The sequence below is a fragment of the Nonomuraea sp. NPDC003709 genome, assembly GCF_040610775.1.
GTDB classification, from domain to species: Bacteria; Actinomycetota; Actinomycetes; order Streptosporangiales; family Streptosporangiaceae; genus Nonomuraea; species Nonomuraea angiospora_A.
In genome coordinates this window covers 399231-414520 of the sequence record NZ_JBEXMW010000005.1, presented here as the reverse complement: position 1 = coordinate 414520, position 15290 = coordinate 399231, and the positions used below count along the sequence as shown (strand labels likewise).

The following is a 15290-nucleotide window of genomic DNA, read 5'->3' as shown; positions in this document are numbered from 1 at the left end:
CGATTTTAATGTTAGTGAACCGCAACACGGCACACCGTGCCGTGACACGGCACGCAAGGAGATCAAGACGTGGGGCGTCATTTCCTGCAGATCCCAGGACCGACCAACGTTCCCGACCGGGTGCTGCGCGCCATCGCCCAGCCCACCGTCGATCACCGCGGCCCCGCCTTCGCCCGCCTGGCCGGCGAGGTCCTGGAGCGGCTGAAGGCGGTCTTCCGGACCCGCCACCACGTGATCGTCTACCCGTCGTCGGGGACGGGCGCGTGGGAGGCGGCGCTGGTCAACACGCTCTCGCCCGGGGACAGGGTGCTGGCGTACGAGACCGGGCACTTCTCCGCGCTCTGGTGCGAGATGGCCGCCCGGCTGGGGCTGGTCGTCGACCTCGTGCCCGGCGACTGGCGGCACGGCGCCGACCCCGACGCGATCGCGGGCCGCCTCACCGCCGAGCACGCCGCCGTCATGGTCGTGCACAACGAGACCTCGACCGGCGTGCGCAGCCGGATCCCGGAGATCCGGGCGGCCGTCGACCGGACCGGGCACTCCCCGCTGCTGCTGGTGGACACGATCTCGTCGCTGGGCTCGATGGACTACCGCCACGACGAATGGGGCGTGGACGTGACCGTCGGCTGCTCGCAGAAGGGGCTCATGCTGCCGCCCGGCATCGGCCTCAACGCGGTCAGCCCGAAGGCGCTGGCCCACCGGGGGCGGCTGCCCCGCTCGTACTGGGACTGGGAGCCGATCATCGCGGCCAACCGCGGCGGCTTCTACCCGTACACGCCGCCGACCAACCTGCTCTACGGGCTGCGCGAGGCGCTCGTCATGCTGCTGGAGGAGGAAGGGCTGGCGGAGGTCTTCCGCCGCCACGACCGGCACGCCGAGGCGACGCGGCGCGCCGTACGGGCGTGGGGGCTCGAGGTGCTCTGCGCCGACGAGCGGGAGCACTCGAGCTCGCTCACCGCGGTACTGATGCCGGACGGGCACGACGCCGACGCGGTCAGGAAGCTCATCCTCGATCGGTACGACATGTCGCTCGGCACCGGGCTCGGGCGGCTCGCGGGGCGCGTCTTCCGGATCGGCCACCTCGGCCACTTCAACGACCTGACGCTGGCCGGCACGCTGAGCGGCGTCGAGATGGGGCTGAGCGCGGCCGGGGCACCGATCAAGGAAGGCGGGACGCGCGTCGCGCTGGCGTACCTGGAGGGGGCCGAATGACCCTGGCCCGGACCCTGTCCCGGCTGCTCGAAGGAGACGTCAGGGACGATCCGTACACCAGGCATCTGTACGCCTCCGACGCCAGCATGTACGCCATCGAGCCGCTCGCCGTCGCCTTCCCCCGTCACGCCGGCGACGTCCAGGCGCTGGTCGCGGCCTGCGGCGAGCTGGGGGTGCCGGTACTGCCGCGCGGGGCGGGCACCAGCCTGGCCGGGCAGACGGTCGGGGCTGCGGTTGTCGTCGACTTCTCCCGCCACATGAACCGCATCCTGGAGATAGACGGCAGGACCGCCCGCGTGCAGCCGGGCGTCGTGCAGGACCAGCTCAACCGGGCGGCCCGCAAACACGGGCTGATGTTCGGGCCCGACACCTCGACCAGCAACCGGGCCACGATCGGCGGCATGATCGGCAACAACTCGGCGGGCAGCCACTCCGTGCTCTACGGGTCCACCGTGGACCACGTCGAGTCGCTGCGGGTGGTGCTCGCCGACGCCGGCACGCCCGACCTGCGCTCCGACGCCCGCCTGGGCGCGGCCGTCGCCGGGGCGCTGCAGGGGGTGGACCTGTCCGGGTTCCCGCGCTTCTGGCGGCACTCGGGCGGTTACCGCCTGGACCTGGCCGCCCGTGATCTGCCCGACCTCACCAAGCTGGTCGTCGGCTCCGAGGGCACGCTGGCCGTGGTGACCGAGGCCACGGTCGGGCTGGTGGACCGGCCCCGGGCCAAGGCCATCGCCGTCGGCCACTTCACCTCCACGCCGTCCGCCATCGCCGCCACCGCGGACGCGCTCTCCTTCGAGGCCGCCTCGGTCGAGCTCATCGACAAGGCCATCCTCGACCTGTCCAGGCGGCGCGTGGACTACGCCGGGCTCGGCGACATCCTGTCCGGCGACCCCGAGGCGCTGCTGTTCGTCGAGTTCTTCGGCGACAGCCCGGCCGAGGTGGCCGACCGCGTGGACAAGCTCGCCGCCACCTGGAAGGCGAACGGCCACGGCTACCACACCCTGCGGGCCGTCACGGCCGGGCAGCAGGCGGCCGTGCTCAAGGTCCGCAAGGCGGGGCTCGGGCTGCTGATGGCCTCCAGCGTGGGCAGCCGCAGGCCGCTGGCGTTCGTGGAGGACACGGCCGTGCCGCCGGAGCGGCTGCTGCCGTACGTCGAGGAGTTCGCGGAGATCCTCTCCCGGCACGGGCTCTCCGCGGGGTTCTACGGCCACTGCTCGGTCGGCTGCCTGCACATCCGCCCCTTCGTCGACCTTCGCGTGCCCGACGAGATCGGCACCATGCGCGCGGTCGCCGAGGAGATCGCCGAGCTGGCCGCCCGGCACGGCGGCGTCAACTCCAGCGAGCACGGCGACGGGCTGGCGCGCTCCGAGTTCAACCGGCGGCTGTTCGGCGACGCGGTCTACGAGGCGATGCGGCGCATCAAGCACGCCTTCGACCCGCGCGGGCTGCTGAATCCCGGCAAGATCGTGGACGCGCCCCCGATGACGGAGCACCTGCGCGATCCCGCGATGCCCGCGCCGCGCCCGCTGCGCACCACCCTGTCGTTCGCGGACGGCATGCACGCCGCCGCCGACCGGTGCATGAACGTCGGGGTCTGCCGCAAGGACGACACAGGCGTCATGTGCCCGTCGTACATGGCCACCCGCGAGGAGGAGCACTCCACCCGCGGCCGCGCCAACGCCCTGGTCAAGGCCCTGTCCTCGGACGACCCCCGGCAGGCCCTCGGCGACGAGAGGCTGCACGGGATCCTCGACCTCTGCCTGGAGTGCAAGGCCTGCCAGTCGGAGTGCCCGCTGGGCGTGGACATGGCGGCGATGAAGAGCGAGTTCCTGCACCAGTACCAGGAGACCCACGGCGTGCCGCCGCGGTCGCGGCTGTTCGGGGCGATCCGGACGCTCAACCGGCTCGGCTCGGCCACCGCGCCCCTGTCGAACTGGCTGGCCGCCCCCCTGCGCGGGCCGCTCGGGCTGAGCACGCGGCGGCCGCTGCCCCGTTTCCGCCGCGACAACCTGCTCCGCTGGTTCGCCCGCCGGCCGCCCGCCGCCGGGCGGCGGGAGGTGATCCTGCTCGCGGACTCCTTCACCTCCTTCAGCGAGCCCGGCATCGGGCGGGCCGCCGTCGAGCTGCTGGAGCGCGCCGGCTATCGGGTGCGGCTGGAGTCGGAGGGCTGCTGCGGCCGATCCAGCATCTCCAAGGGGCTGCTGGACCGCGCCCGCGCGATGGCCGAGGCCATGGTCGGCCGGCTCGCCGGCTCGGACGCGCCGATCGTCGGGCTGGAGCCGTCCTGCCTGCTCACGCTCAAGGACGAGTACGCCGCGCTGCTCCCCGGCGACCCCCGGGTGGCGGCGGTGGCGGCGCGGGCCAGGCTCATCCCCGAGCTGCTGGCGGAGGCCGTCGACGACGGCTCGCTGCCGCTGAACGGCGGGCTGAGCGGGCGCCGGATCCTCCTGCACGGCCACTGCCACGAGAAGGCCGTCGTCGGCACCGCGGCCACGCGCGAGCTGCTGTCCAGGATCCCGGGAGCGGAGGTGGAAGAGATCGACGCCGGCTGCTGCGGCATGGCCGGTTCGTTCGGATTCGAGAGCGAGCACTACGACCTGTCCATGAAGATCGGCGGCCTCCGGCTCTTCCCGGCGATCGCCGCATCCTCGCCCGACACCCTGCTGGCGGCCACGGGGGTCTCGTGCCGCCAGCAGATCGCCCACGGCGCGGGACGCGCTGCCCGCCATCCGGTCGAGCTCCTCCACCAGGTGGTCGACCTGCCATAACGCTCGGGGGAGATCGGAGTACGCAGTGTCCGCAGAGCTCCTGTCCATTCTCGCCCTCATCGTCATGTTCGTCATCGCGACCGTCTTCCCCGTGAACCTGGGCGCGCTGGCCCTGGTCGGCGCCTTCCTCGTCGGCACGCTGGCCGCCGGGATGAGCACGGACGACATCCTGGGGGCCTTCCCCGGCAGCCTGTTCGTGATCCTGGTCGGGGTGACGCTGCTGTTCGCGATCGCCACCAACAACGGCACGGTCGACTGGCTCGTACGGGCCGCCGTGCACCTGGTACGCGGCCGGCTGGCCGCCATCCCGATCGTGGTGTTCGCCATCTCGGCGCTGCTGACGGCCGTGGGCGCGCCGGCCCCGGCGGTGGCGGCGATCCTGGCGCCCATCGCTTTCGGGTTCGCGGCCGACTACCGGATCCATCCGATGCTGATCGGGCTCATGGTGGCGCACGGCACGCAGGCGGGCGCGTTCTCGCCGATCAGCGTGCTGGGCGGGATCGTGAACGGGGTGACCAGGGACGCGAAGCTGCCCGTCGACGACCTGGTGCTGTTCCTGTCGAGCTTCGCGTTCAACGCGGGCGCGGCGGTGGTCGTGTTCTTCATCTTCGGCGGCCGTCACCTGGTCAACCGCGGCGCCGTCTCCCCCGACGCGCTCGCCTCCTCCTCGCCCGTCTCCCCTTCGCCCGCCGCCTCTACGCCCGCCGCCTCTTCGGCCGCCTCGCCTTCGGGTGGGGCCGCTACCGGTTCGTCGTCCGGCGCGTCCGCCCCCGGAGCCGCGGCCACGTCCGTCTCCGTGGAGACCGCCGACGATGCCGCGGCTCCGGAACCGGTCCCCGACGCCTCTGACGCGGGGTCCGGTGGCCTGCGCCTCACCCCGCACCAGGCGCTGACCCTGACCGGCATCGTCGCCCTCTGCCTGGCGGTGCTGGTGTTCAAGCTGGACGTCGGCCTGACCGCCGTCACCGTCGCCGTCGTCCTGTCCCTCACCTCCCCCAGGACGAACAAGGGCGCCGTCGAGCGGGTGGCCTGGCCGACCGTGCTGCTGATCTGCGGCGTCGTCACGTACGTGGGCGTGCTCCAGGAGATCGGCACCGTCGACTACGTGGGCTCGGCGGTGGCGGCGATCGGCATCCCGCTGCTGGTCGCGCTGCTCATCTGCTACGTCGGAGGCGTGGTGTCGGCGTTCGCCTCGACGGTGGGCATCCTGGGTGCGCTGGTCCCGCTGGCCGTGCCGCTGCTCAACCAGGGCACCCTGGGCCCGGTCGCGATGATCGCGGCGCTGTCGGTGTCGTCGGCCATCGTGGACGTCAGCCCGTTCTCGACGACGGGGGCGCTGCTGGTGGCCAACGTCAGGGGCATGGAGCGGGACGCCTTCTACCGCAAGCTCCTGGCGTACGGCGCGGCGATCGTGGTGGTGGGCCCCCTGGCGGCCTGGGCCGTCCTGGTGGCGCCGGGCTGGCTCGGCTGACGCCGTCCTCGTGGCGCCCGGCCGGCTCGGCCGACGCCGTCGGGACAAGCCCCGCAACCCGGGGAGCGCGGGCCTCTTCGGGTTGCGGGCCTCTCACCCGTGGCGGTGGCGCTCACTCCTGGCGGTGGCGCTCGATCCAGGCGGCGTTCAGCTCGTCGGCCCGGCGCCGGTGGCCGGCCACGATCGCGCGTCCTTGGGCAGGTCGAGGAGCAGGGTGCCGCCGGTGCGGGGAGTGGCGCAGGCGAAGTACGGGTCCGCTGTCGGCATGGTCACGGCGTCCAGGTGAAACGATCAGGCAGGTCCCCCGCAACCCGATGACGCTCGTGGGCCAGGCGTGGGGTTGGTCGCCGGGTGAGGGCCGCTCCAGCGGGCCGCCTCGGCCGCCGCGCGGGCGGGCAGGTCGGGGCGCCCGCCGCTCGCCCAGGCGACGTACCCGTCCGGGCGGACCAGGATCACCGCCGGCCGGCCCGGCCGCGCGGGGCCCGTGTACCGCGTGACCTGGACCTCGGGCGCCGCGCTCGCGACCGCCTCGGCGACGGCGCCGGACGCGGTCATGTCCACCAGCCGGAAACAGCCGTCGCGAAGCAGCTCGTACAGCCTGCCGCCCTCGCACGCGAGATCCGGCATCCGCCGCCCGGTCCACGGGTGGGCGCCCCGGGTCGCGGCGGGATAGGCGATGCCGAGGCCGGTCAGCCGCCCGGCCAGGATGCGGCGGGTCGGCCCGAAGCGCAGGATCAGCCGGATCGCCATCGCCTGCGCCGCCCGGCGCACGGCCGAGCGGCCCAGCACGAGGCGGTTGAAGCCGTCGGTCAGGGCCAGCACCTGCGCGCCCACCCGGTGCCGCTCGCCCTCGTAGCCGTCCAGCAGCCCGGCCGGCGCCCGCCCCCGCACGGCGGCGGCGAGCTTCCAGCCGAGGTTCACGGCGTCCTGGATGCCGGTGTTCATGCCCTGCCCGCCCAGCGGCGAGTGCACGTGGGCGGCGTCGCCCGCGAGGAACACCCGGCCGACGCGGTAGTGCCGGGCCTGCCTGCGCTCGCTCCTGAAGCGGGAGCTCCACCGCTGCTCGCTCATCCCGAAGTCGGTGCCGGCGATGCGATGGAAGGCGTCGCGCATCTCCTCCATCGGCAGCGGCACGGTCAGCGGGATCTGCTCGCGCAACCGGTCCCAGGCGATGGCCCGGAACCAGCCGTCGCCGAACGGGACCATGATCACCACGCCCGCGTCGTTCCCCGTGGCGAACAGGGCCTGCCCGGGCGGGGCGGTGAGCCGTACGTCGGCGAGCAGGATGTGGGTCTCGTACTGCCGGCCGGCGAAGTCGACCCCGATCAGGCGGCGTACGGCGCTGTGGGCGCCGTCGCAGCCGACGACGTACGCCGCCGACTCCGTGCGGCCGTCGGCGAGGTCCAGCTCCACCCGCCGGGCGTCCTGCCGGATCCCGGTCACCTCGGCCCCACGCACGATCTCGACGCCGAGCTCGCGGGCGCGGGCCTCCAGCACGTGCTCGGTGCCGCTCTGCGGCACGATGAGGATCATCGGGAACCTGGTCTCCAGCGAGCGCAGGTCGAGCGTGGCGCCGGGCGCGGGCTGCACCTCGTGCACCCGCAACCCGCGCGCCAGGAGGTCGCCGGCGAGGTCGCGGGCGTCGAGGAGTTCGAGGGTGCGCGCGTGGACGGCGAACGCCCTGGTGATGTTGGGCTGTTCGGTACGCCGTTCGAGGAGGCGGCAGCGGACTCCGGCGAGGGCCAGCTCGCAGGCCAGCATGAGCCCGGTCGGCCCGGCGCCGACCACGATGACGTCGGTCTCGTTCATGGGGTTCTCCCATCGGATTCGATGCCCTCACGATGCCGCCGCGGGCGGTCCGGTCGAATCGGTGAAGTACACAGTCGTACCCACCGGTGCGAGCTCCCCTCGGCAAATGAGTAGGCCCTACTCATGCCGTCTTGCCCGGTCCTGCCTACTTTCGAGGCAGAGATCGTTCCCGAAGGGCAGGAAGACATGAACAAGACACTTCGCATCGCGGCGACCGCTGTGATGGTCGTGGCCGGGTCGGCCTTCGTGGCCCAGCCGGCCTCCGCGCGCTCGTGCCAGATCCAGCCGTACGGGCTGATCGGCGACTACTGGAGCTCGCTCGGCGGGGAGAACGCCATCATCGGCTGCCCCACCGACGAGGAGCGGGGCGTGCCGAACCGCAACGGCCGCAGGCAGAACTTCGACGACGGCCAGATCGCCTGGTCGCCGGACCAGGGCCCGAAGATGATCGTCGCGGCCTACTCCGCCAGGATCAACGGCAGGAACGGGCTGGTCTTCCGCTGGGGGCCGAGCACGCCCTTCAACTACGACTACTACCGGGTGACGCTCAGCGGCGGGCTGAAGGGCGAGCTGAAGCTGAAGGACCAGCCGCGTACGCGCGGCCGTCTCGTGGTCTACCCCGGTGCGGGGAAGCGGGTCAGTTTCAGCGTCATGGGCTGCGACAACAAGCTCCCCTCCGACACCTGCCGCCAGGGATGGACCATCTGGGTCTCGGCCACCTCCAGCTAGGGGCCGTGAAAACAAGTTGCAGCGTGCGCGCCCCGAAGAAAGTATTCGTGCATGATCCGGGTCGAGGGATTAACCAAGGTATTCCGCCGGCCACGCACCTTCCCCGGCCCCTTCGGGGCGTTACGCACACTGGTCACCCGGCAGTACGAGCACAAGACCGCCGTCGACGACGTCAGCTTCGCGATCGACGAGGGCGAGGTCATCGGCTACCTCGGACCGAACGGCGCGGGCAAGTCCACCACCATCAAGATCCTCACCGGCATCCTCACCCCGACGAGCGGCACCGTGCGGGTCAACGGTCTGGTGCCCTGGCGCAGCCGCTCGGCCAACGCGCGCAACGTCGGCGTGGTCTTCGGCCAGCGCAGCCAGCTGTGGTGGGACCTGCCGCTGATCGAGTCGTTACGGCTGGTGGGCTCGCTCTATGACGTTCCCGCCGCGCGCTTCGAGACGTCGCTGAAGAAGGTGCGCGACCTGCTCGGGCTCGACGAGTTCCTCGACACCCCGGTGCGCCAGCTCAGCCTGGGGCAGCGGATGCGGGGCGACCTGGCCGCGGCCGTGCTGTACGAGCCTCCGCTGCTCTATCTCGACGAGCCGACCGTCGGGCTGGACGTGGTGGCCAAGGAGGCCGTACGCGAGTTCATCGTGGAGACCAACCGCGCCGGCCGCACCACCGTCATCCTGACCACGCACGATCTGGCCGACGTCGAGGCGCTGTGCAAGCGGATCATCCTCATCGACCACGGCCGGGTGCTGTTCGACGGTGCCATCGACGCGCTGGTGAACCAGCCCCGGCGGCTGGTGGTGCTGCTCGAGTCCGGGCCGGAGGAGGTGCGTGGCGTGCCGCGGGACGCCGAGGGGCGCCACGTCTTCGAGATCCACGACGACCTGCCGGGCATGATCGCCTCGATCTCCGCCGAACACACCATCCGCGACCTGTCGATCGAGGAACCCGACCTGGAGAGCGTGATCAAAGGGATCTACACCCGATGACGCGCATCGGCTTCCTCCTTGCCCTGGCCTACCGCAGCAACATCATCATGACCTGCGTGACGATGGTCGCCCAGGTGTTCCTGCTGCGCATGATCTGGACCGCCGTGTACGGCGCGCGCCCCGTGGCCGCCGGGCTCACGCTGGAGGCGCTGCTGGCCTACCTCACCTTGGTCAACCTGCAGGCCTTCGCCACCCACACGCTCGTCTCCCGCACCGTCCATCACCGCATCCGTACCGGGACGGTCTTCTTCGACCTGGCCCGCCCGGCCGGCTACCTGAGGCAGATGGCCGCCTTCCAGGTCGGGAACACCGCCGGCGGGCTGCTGCTGCTCGCCCCGGTCGTCCCCGTGGTCCTGCTGGTCGGCTCGATCACCGTGCCGGTCAACGGCCCGGGCTATGTGATCACGCTGGTGCTCGGGTACGTGATCGCCGTGCAGATGGCGCTGCTGATCAGCCTGATCGGCTTCTGGACCATGGAGACCGGGGCCATCTCGCTGCTCTACCGGCTGGTCAGCCAGTTCTTCGCCGGGACGATGGTGCCGCTCGCCTTCTTCCCCGGCTTCCTGGGCGATCTGGCCGAGGTCCTGCCCTTCAAGTACATGGGCTACGTGCCCGCCGCGATCTACATCGGCCACATTTCCGATATTTCAGGACCTGTGGTGGTTGAGGTCGCCTGGATCGCCGGACTGTGGGGCCTGCTCGAACTGACCTGGTCCCGGGCCCACCGAAGGGTGGTGATCCAGGGTGGCTGAGCTCCTCCGCGGCCTGCGGCTGTACGTCCTGCTCCAGCGCGCCTCCGCCCGCGGCGCCCTGCAGTACCGCATGAACACCGTGATCGGCATCCTCAGCGGCGCGATCTGGCAGGGCACCGGGTTCGCCTTCGTCTGGGTGGTGATGCACACCTTCCCGTCGCTGGCGGGCTGGGGCCTGGCGGAGATCGCCTTCCTGTACGGCCTGCGCCTGACCGCCCACGCCCTGGCCATGATCCCCCTGATGAGCGTGAACGACATCCAGGGGCTCGTCCTCAACGGAGAGTTCGACCGCTTCCTGCTGCGCCCGCTCAACCCCCTCGTCCAGCTCATGGGCAACAGAATGGGCATCGCCCAGTTCGGCGACCTGCTCGTGGGCCTGACGCTGTTCGCCGTGGCCGGCCAGAACGCGCAGGTCCGGTGGAACGCCTGGCTGATCGCCTTCTGCCTGATGGCGATCGTCGGCGGCGCCCTCATCGAGGCCGCCTTCTTCCTCGCCCTCTGCTCCCTGTCGCTGCGCATGATCGACACCTTCGCGCTGCGGGTATTCGTGGACGACGTCTTCAGCAAGTTCGGCTCGTACCCGATGCGGATCTTCGGCGGCGTGGTGGAGTGGCTGCTCACGTTCGTGCTGCCGGTCGCGTTCGTGGCGTACGTGCCGGCGAGCGTCGTACTGGGCAAGCTCGGCAACCCCTGGGCGCTGGCCGCCCCGCTGGTGGGAGTGATCCTGATCGTGCTGGCGTACCTCGTGTGGCGCCGCCAGCTCGACCACTACCAGAGCGTCGGCCATTGAGCTCCGCCCCGAGAGCCGCTTTCAGGCCGCGCCGAGCCACAGGTCCGGGCCGAACACCTCGTAGTGGATGTCGCGCGGGGCGACCCCGGCCGTGATGAGCTCGCCGCGTGCCGTCCGCATGAACGGCACAGGCCCGCACATGTAGACGACCGCGCCCGCCGGGATGTCCACCTCGTCCAGGGACATCCTCCCGGTACGGGGGTGGCCTTCCTCGTACCAGAAGATCCGCTCCCCGCCGGGCAGGGCGTCGGCCAGGCGTTCCATGTCCGAGCGCAGGGCGTGGGCGGCCGGGGAACGGTCGGCGTGCAGCACCAGGACCCGGCGGGTGTCGCCGGTGAGCGCCAGGTGCTCCAGCATCGCGGTGATCGGGGTGCAGCCGATGCCCGCCGAGACGAGCACGAGCGGGGCTTGGCCGCCGTCGAGCGTCACGTCGCCGAATGGCGCGGACAGGGTCAGTTCGTCCCCCTCCTTGGCGGTGGCGTGCAGGAGGCTCGACACCTCGCCGTCGCCGACCCGCTTGACCGTGATGCGGCGCAGGCCGTCCGCGCCGTTCCCCGACAGCGTGTACTGGCGGAGCTGGCGGACGCCGTCGGGCATCCGTACCCGTACGCTGACGTACTGGCCGGGCCGGGCGGGCGGGGCCGGCGCGTCGCCGACCGGCCGCAGCACCAGCGACATGGCGTCCGCGGTCTCCTCGCGCCGCTCGACCACCTGCCACTGCCGCCAGGTGTCGCCGTGCCGGGCACCCGCGTCGGCGTACAGGCGGGCCTCGATGGCGATGAGCGCGCCGGCCATCAGCCAGTACACCTCGTCCCAGGCCGCCGCGACCGCGGGCGTGACGGCGTCGCCGAGCACCTCGGCGATCGCGCCGAACAGGTACTTCTGGACGATCACGTACTGGTCGTCGGTCACCCCCACCGCCGCGTGCTTGTGCGCGATGCGCGCCAGCAGCGCGTCGGGGCGCTCGTCCGGGTTCGCGACCAGCGCGGCCGCGAACGCCGCGAAGGCGCCCGCCAGTGCCTGCCGCTGCTCGCCGTTGCGCTGGTTGCCGCGGTTGAACAGCCCGTCGAGCAGTTCGGGGCGGTCGGCGAACATGGACTCGTAGAACCTGGCCGTGATCGTCTCGAGCCGCGCCTGCACGACGGGCAGGGTTTCGCCGACGATCGCCGCGCTCTCGGCGGACAGCATGAGACCTCCCAGAAAGGACCATAAATTGGTATCTGGGATTCATATTAAGCAATGGCGGGGTTGGTCCCCTTTCCGGGGGGCGTCAACGACAGCAAAAGCGGCCCGGTCGGCGCGTCCACCAGGGACGCGACCGTGATCGTGTCGAGCGAGGCGTAGAAGGCCTCCTGGGCCTGGCGCAGCGCGGACCGCAGCCGGCAGGCCGCCCGCAACGGGCACGGCGGGTCGTCCTCGCACCCCACCACGTCACCCGCGGGTTCGAGGGCGCGGACCAGGCCCCCGACCGTCGCCTCGCGCCCGGCCGCGGTGAGCTGCAACCCGCCGCCCCGCCCGCGCCTGGCCTCCACCACACCCAGCTCGCTCAGCCTCGCGACGGCCTTGGCGGCGTGGGTGTAGGGGACGGCGAGCAGGTCGGCGGCGGCCCGCGTGGTCAGCAGGTCGTCCGGATCCGCCACGGCCAGCCGCATCACGATGCGCAGGGAGATGTCGGCGAAGGCGGTCAGGCGCATGCACCCACGGTAGGCGCTGTCCCGCAGTGGTACGGCAGCCTGCTCGGCTTCGTCTATCCTCGCCAGCTATGGATCTTCGAGGCAGAACCGTGGTCGTGGCGGGCAGCTTCCGCACCGAGTCCGTCGCGAAGCTGAAGGCGCGGCTCGAGGCGGCCGGGGCGAGCGTCGTGGACGAGGTGTCGCGTTCGGTGGACGTCGTGTTCGACGGGTACGACGGCGGTTACCCGAACGAGCACGTCCGCGCGGCGGAGCGGCTGGGCGTGCCGGTGTTGCCGGTGACGGAACTGCTGGCGCCGGCCCCGCGTAGCGGGTCCGGGGAGTTCCCCGATCTGGAAGCGGCGCGGGACGATCCCGCGGCCCTGCTCGAACTGCTGGAGGAGGCCGACTGGTCGGCGTTCGAGCCGGAGCGGGACCTGCTCCCGCTGCGGGACTTGCTGGCCGGGGTGGAAGAGCGGCACGGCGTCACCGGCGCGCACCTGCTGGCCACCGAGCGCCTGCGCCAGCGCGGGGCGCGGCTGCGGCACCCGTACACCATGTTCGGGGGCGGCTTTCAGGACTACGCGCTCAGCCCGTGCGGCCGCTACCTCGCCACGGGCCGGGGCCTGACGAAGGACAACTACGATGGCACCGGTCCGCTGCAGGTGTGGGAGATGGCCACGGGGCGCCTCGTCAACACCATCGACATCATGTACGGCGTCGGCTGGCCCGGCCGCCGCGACACCGTGCAGTGGTCGGCGGACGGCACCCGGGTCGCGCTGGCGTTCTGCACGAACAACGTCGGAGTGTGGGACCCGTTCGGCGCGCGTACCAATCCGTACGGGAGCGCGGACGTCACTGACGGGTACGACGCCGCGGCGATCTTCACCCTGGCCCCCGACGGCCGCCGGGCCTACGTCTCGATGAGCAGCGAGCACGAGATGATGGGCTGCGTCGCGGCGCTGGACGAGGGCAAGGTCTTCTACAACGACTACCGCCACCACAACACGGGCCCCGAGCCGGCCATGCTGACCGAACCGCTGCCGGAGGAGGCGAAGGAGCGGCTCAAGGACGACTACTTCTCCTTCCGCCGGGTGCGCTGGTCCCGCGACGGCGGGCGGCTGCTCGGGGACAACGACACGTGGGCCGCCGTGGTCGATCTCCCGGGCGGGCGGATGCGCTGGCTGGCGCTGACCGCCGGCCCGGTCGCGTGGAGCCCGGACGACCGGTACGCCGCCGCGCTGACGCCGGGCCGCCCGCGCCGGCTGACCGTCTTCGACGCCGACACCGGGCGGCCGGTGGGCGACCCCGTGGCCCAGTCCGAAGGGTCGCTGCACTGGGGCATGCGCGGGGCCGAGGCCCGGCTGGCGGTCGTGGTGGAGGACGGCGGCGGTGTCGACGTTCACGACGCGCACGGCCGCCACCAGTACCACCTGCCCATCGCCACCACGAGGCGCGTCGGCCGGTACTTCTACGACGGTCAGGAGCGCCCCTGGGCCTGGGAGAGCGCCGGGGACTTCGGCGCCTGCCTGACCGCGGACGGGCGGGCGGAGGTGTGGTCGCTGGGCGACGAACCGGCCCGGGTCGGGTCGATCGAGGCGCCGGACGGGACGGAGGCGGTGCTGTGGGGCGCGGACGGGGTGCTCGCGCTGATCGGCGCGCAGACGCTCCGCTTCGTCGGCGCCTTCACCGGTGCCGTGCTGGGCGACTTCGTGTTCGGCCGTTACTTCGACAGTGAACGGAGTCCGCTCGACGACGATTATGCGACCTTGCACGGGATGTTCCGGTCGGACGCCTTTCCCCTGGCGGACTCCTCGTGGTGCGCGATCGCCGACCCCGCCGTCGGCCCTGCCGCGGCCCTGTTGATCGCCGACGAGGACCGTCTGAACTCCCCGGGCGACCTCGACGCCGTCCTGGCCTGGACCGTCGACCGCCGCTTCTCCTGGCCTGTCCGCTGGGGCCGGCTCGACGTCGTCGCGAGTGTCGAGGCGGCGTCCGCGCTCCTTCGCCGGACCTGAAGAACGGCAGGCGGGCCCCGCTGAGCCGGCCACGCCCGCCGTTACGTGCCCTGGTGCGGTTCGCGCGCGGACGCCTGCCCGGCGGGGCCCGCCGATGCCGGACCGGTGAAGTCGCGGATGCGAGCCGGCGGCGTCCCGGGCAGGATTGCCCGATGCGGCATGACGAGATGGTGTGCACGGTGTCCGGTTCGCTCGTCCGGGCCTACAGAGCGGGCGACGGCCCCGAACTGGTGCTCCTTCACGGCGGCGGGCTGGACAGCGCCCGCCTCACCTGGGAGCCGGTCTGGACGGCGCTCGCCGCGCACGCCCGGGTGACCGCACCCGACCTGCCCGGTTTCGGCGGCACCCCGCTGGGGACGACCGAGCCCACCTTGATCGGGTACGCGGCCTGGCTCCGGGAGTTCCTCGACACGTGCACCACCGGCCCGGTCGCCATCGCCGGGCTGTCCCTCGGCGGGGGGATCGCCCTGCGGGTGGCGCTCGACCAGCCGGACCGGGTCGCCAAGCTGGCGCTCTGCGCGCCGTACGGGGTGAGCCCGTCCGTGGCCGGCGGCCGGGCCGGCTACCTCGCCGTGCACGCCCCGTACGCGCCGGCCGCGTCCAACGCGCTCATGCGACGCAGCGACCGGCTCCTCCGCGCCGGCCTCCGGGCGGTGCTCCACCGCCGGGACGCGGTGACGGCCGGCCTTCTGGCCGAGGTACGAGCGGCGTTGTCCGGTCCGGACGCCGGTGTCGCGTGGTCGGCCTTCCAGCGGGACGAGGTGCGCTGGAACGGCCCGCGTACCTGCTTCGGCGACGAGCTGACCCACCTCGCCTGCCCGGCGCTGCTGCTGTGCGGGGCGAAGGACACGCTGGTGCCGCCCGGCGACGTACGCGCGGCGGCGGCCCTCATCCCGGACGCCCGCTTCGCCCTGGTGCCCGATGCCGGCCACTGGCTGCCCCGCGACGCGCCGGAGCGGGTCGCGAAGGAACTGGTGTCCTTCCTGACCTCAACCGCGCCGACGCCTCCCGCCCCGTGACCCGTCACCCCGGAAAGACCCACCCGGCCGAACGCTACCGCCCCGGCCCCGAACGCCACCGA

Annotated in this window: 13 protein-coding genes; 9 read left to right on the top strand and 4 right to left on the bottom strand. The window is 72.3% G+C overall.

Annotated elements, in window-relative coordinates; all coding sequences use genetic code 11:
- Positions 1-69: 69 nt before the first annotated feature.
- Genes ABZX61_RS18205 through ABZX61_RS18195 form a run of 3 tightly spaced genes read left to right on the top strand, consistent with a single transcriptional unit; the run spans position 70 to position 5451 of the window.
- Positions 70-1212: an aminotransferase class V-fold PLP-dependent enzyme gene (locus ABZX61_RS18205; protein ID WP_355195807.1), complete on the top strand. Its 1143-nt coding sequence runs from the start codon at positions 70-72 to the stop codon at positions 1210-1212.
- Positions 1209-3980, top strand: coding sequence for an FAD-linked oxidase C-terminal domain-containing protein (locus ABZX61_RS18200; protein ID WP_355195805.1), 2772 nt, complete (start codon positions 1209-1211; stop codon positions 3978-3980). Before ABZX61_RS18205 ends, ABZX61_RS18200 begins: the two co-directional genes overlap by 4 nt.
- A 25-nt stretch (positions 3981-4005) precedes the next feature.
- A complete protein-coding gene (locus tag ABZX61_RS18195) occupies positions 4006-5451 on the top strand; it encodes an SLC13 family permease (RefSeq protein WP_355195803.1) in 1446 nt (481 codons plus the stop codon).
- A 147-nt stretch (positions 5452-5598) separates the two neighbouring features.
- Here ABZX61_RS18195 and ABZX61_RS18190 read toward each other — a convergent pair whose 3' ends face one another.
- Positions 5599-5724, bottom strand: a complete 126-nt coding sequence (locus ABZX61_RS18190; RefSeq protein WP_355195801.1) for a hypothetical protein — start codon at positions 5722-5724, stop codon at positions 5599-5601.
- A gap of 18 nt (positions 5725-5742) precedes the next feature.
- Positions 5743-7260, bottom strand: coding sequence for an FAD-dependent monooxygenase (locus ABZX61_RS18185; RefSeq protein WP_355195799.1), 1518 nt, complete (start codon positions 7258-7260; stop codon positions 5743-5745).
- Positions 7261-7446: 186 nt separating this feature from the next.
- On the opposite strand from ABZX61_RS18185, the gene ABZX61_RS18180 reads away from it, so the two are divergent.
- The 4 genes from ABZX61_RS18180 to ABZX61_RS18165 are packed head-to-tail and all read left to right on the top strand — an operon-like array spanning position 7447 to position 10521.
- Entirely contained in the window at positions 7447-7989 is a 543-nt protein-coding gene (locus ABZX61_RS18180; RefSeq protein ID WP_350727782.1) for a hypothetical protein, read from the top strand.
- Between the two features lie 51 nt (positions 7990-8040).
- Positions 8041-8979 carry an ATP-binding cassette domain-containing protein gene (locus ABZX61_RS18175; protein WP_350727781.1) on the top strand — a complete coding sequence of 313 codons (939 nt, stop codon included), beginning with the start codon at positions 8041-8043 and terminating at the stop codon, positions 8977-8979.
- Positions 8976-9731, top strand: coding sequence for an ABC-2 family transporter protein (locus ABZX61_RS18170; protein WP_355195797.1), 756 nt, complete (start codon positions 8976-8978; stop codon positions 9729-9731). Before ABZX61_RS18175 ends, ABZX61_RS18170 begins: the two co-directional genes overlap by 4 nt.
- Positions 9724-10521: an ABC-2 family transporter protein gene (locus tag ABZX61_RS18165; RefSeq protein WP_355195795.1), complete on the top strand. Its 798-nt coding sequence runs from the start codon at positions 9724-9726 to the stop codon at positions 10519-10521. The genes ABZX61_RS18170 and ABZX61_RS18165 overlap by 8 nt, the downstream gene beginning before the upstream one ends.
- A gap of 21 nt (positions 10522-10542) precedes the next feature.
- Here ABZX61_RS18165 and ABZX61_RS18160 read toward each other — a convergent pair whose 3' ends face one another.
- Positions 10543-11709 (bottom strand): globin domain-containing protein, encoded by a 1167-nt coding sequence (locus ABZX61_RS18160; RefSeq protein ID WP_355195793.1) that lies wholly within the window; start codon positions 11707-11709, stop codon positions 10543-10545.
- A 44-nt stretch (positions 11710-11753) separates the two neighbouring features.
- The gene (locus ABZX61_RS18155) at positions 11754-12215 is read right to left on the bottom strand and encodes an Rrf2 family transcriptional regulator (protein ID WP_355195791.1); all 462 of its coding nucleotides are present in this window, start codon (positions 12213-12215) and stop codon (positions 11754-11756) included.
- A gap of 68 nt (positions 12216-12283) precedes the next feature.
- Here ABZX61_RS18155 and ABZX61_RS18150 point away from each other — a divergent pair, with 68 nt between their 5' ends.
- A complete protein-coding gene (locus ABZX61_RS18150) occupies positions 12284-14209 on the top strand; it encodes a hypothetical protein (RefSeq protein WP_355195789.1) in 1926 nt (641 codons plus the stop codon).
- A 152-nt stretch (positions 14210-14361) separates the two neighbouring features.
- Positions 14362-15228 carry an alpha/beta hydrolase gene (locus tag ABZX61_RS18145; RefSeq protein ID WP_355195787.1) on the top strand — a complete coding sequence of 289 codons (867 nt, stop codon included), beginning with the start codon at positions 14362-14364 and terminating at the stop codon, positions 15226-15228.
- Positions 15229-15290 lie beyond the last annotated feature (62 nt).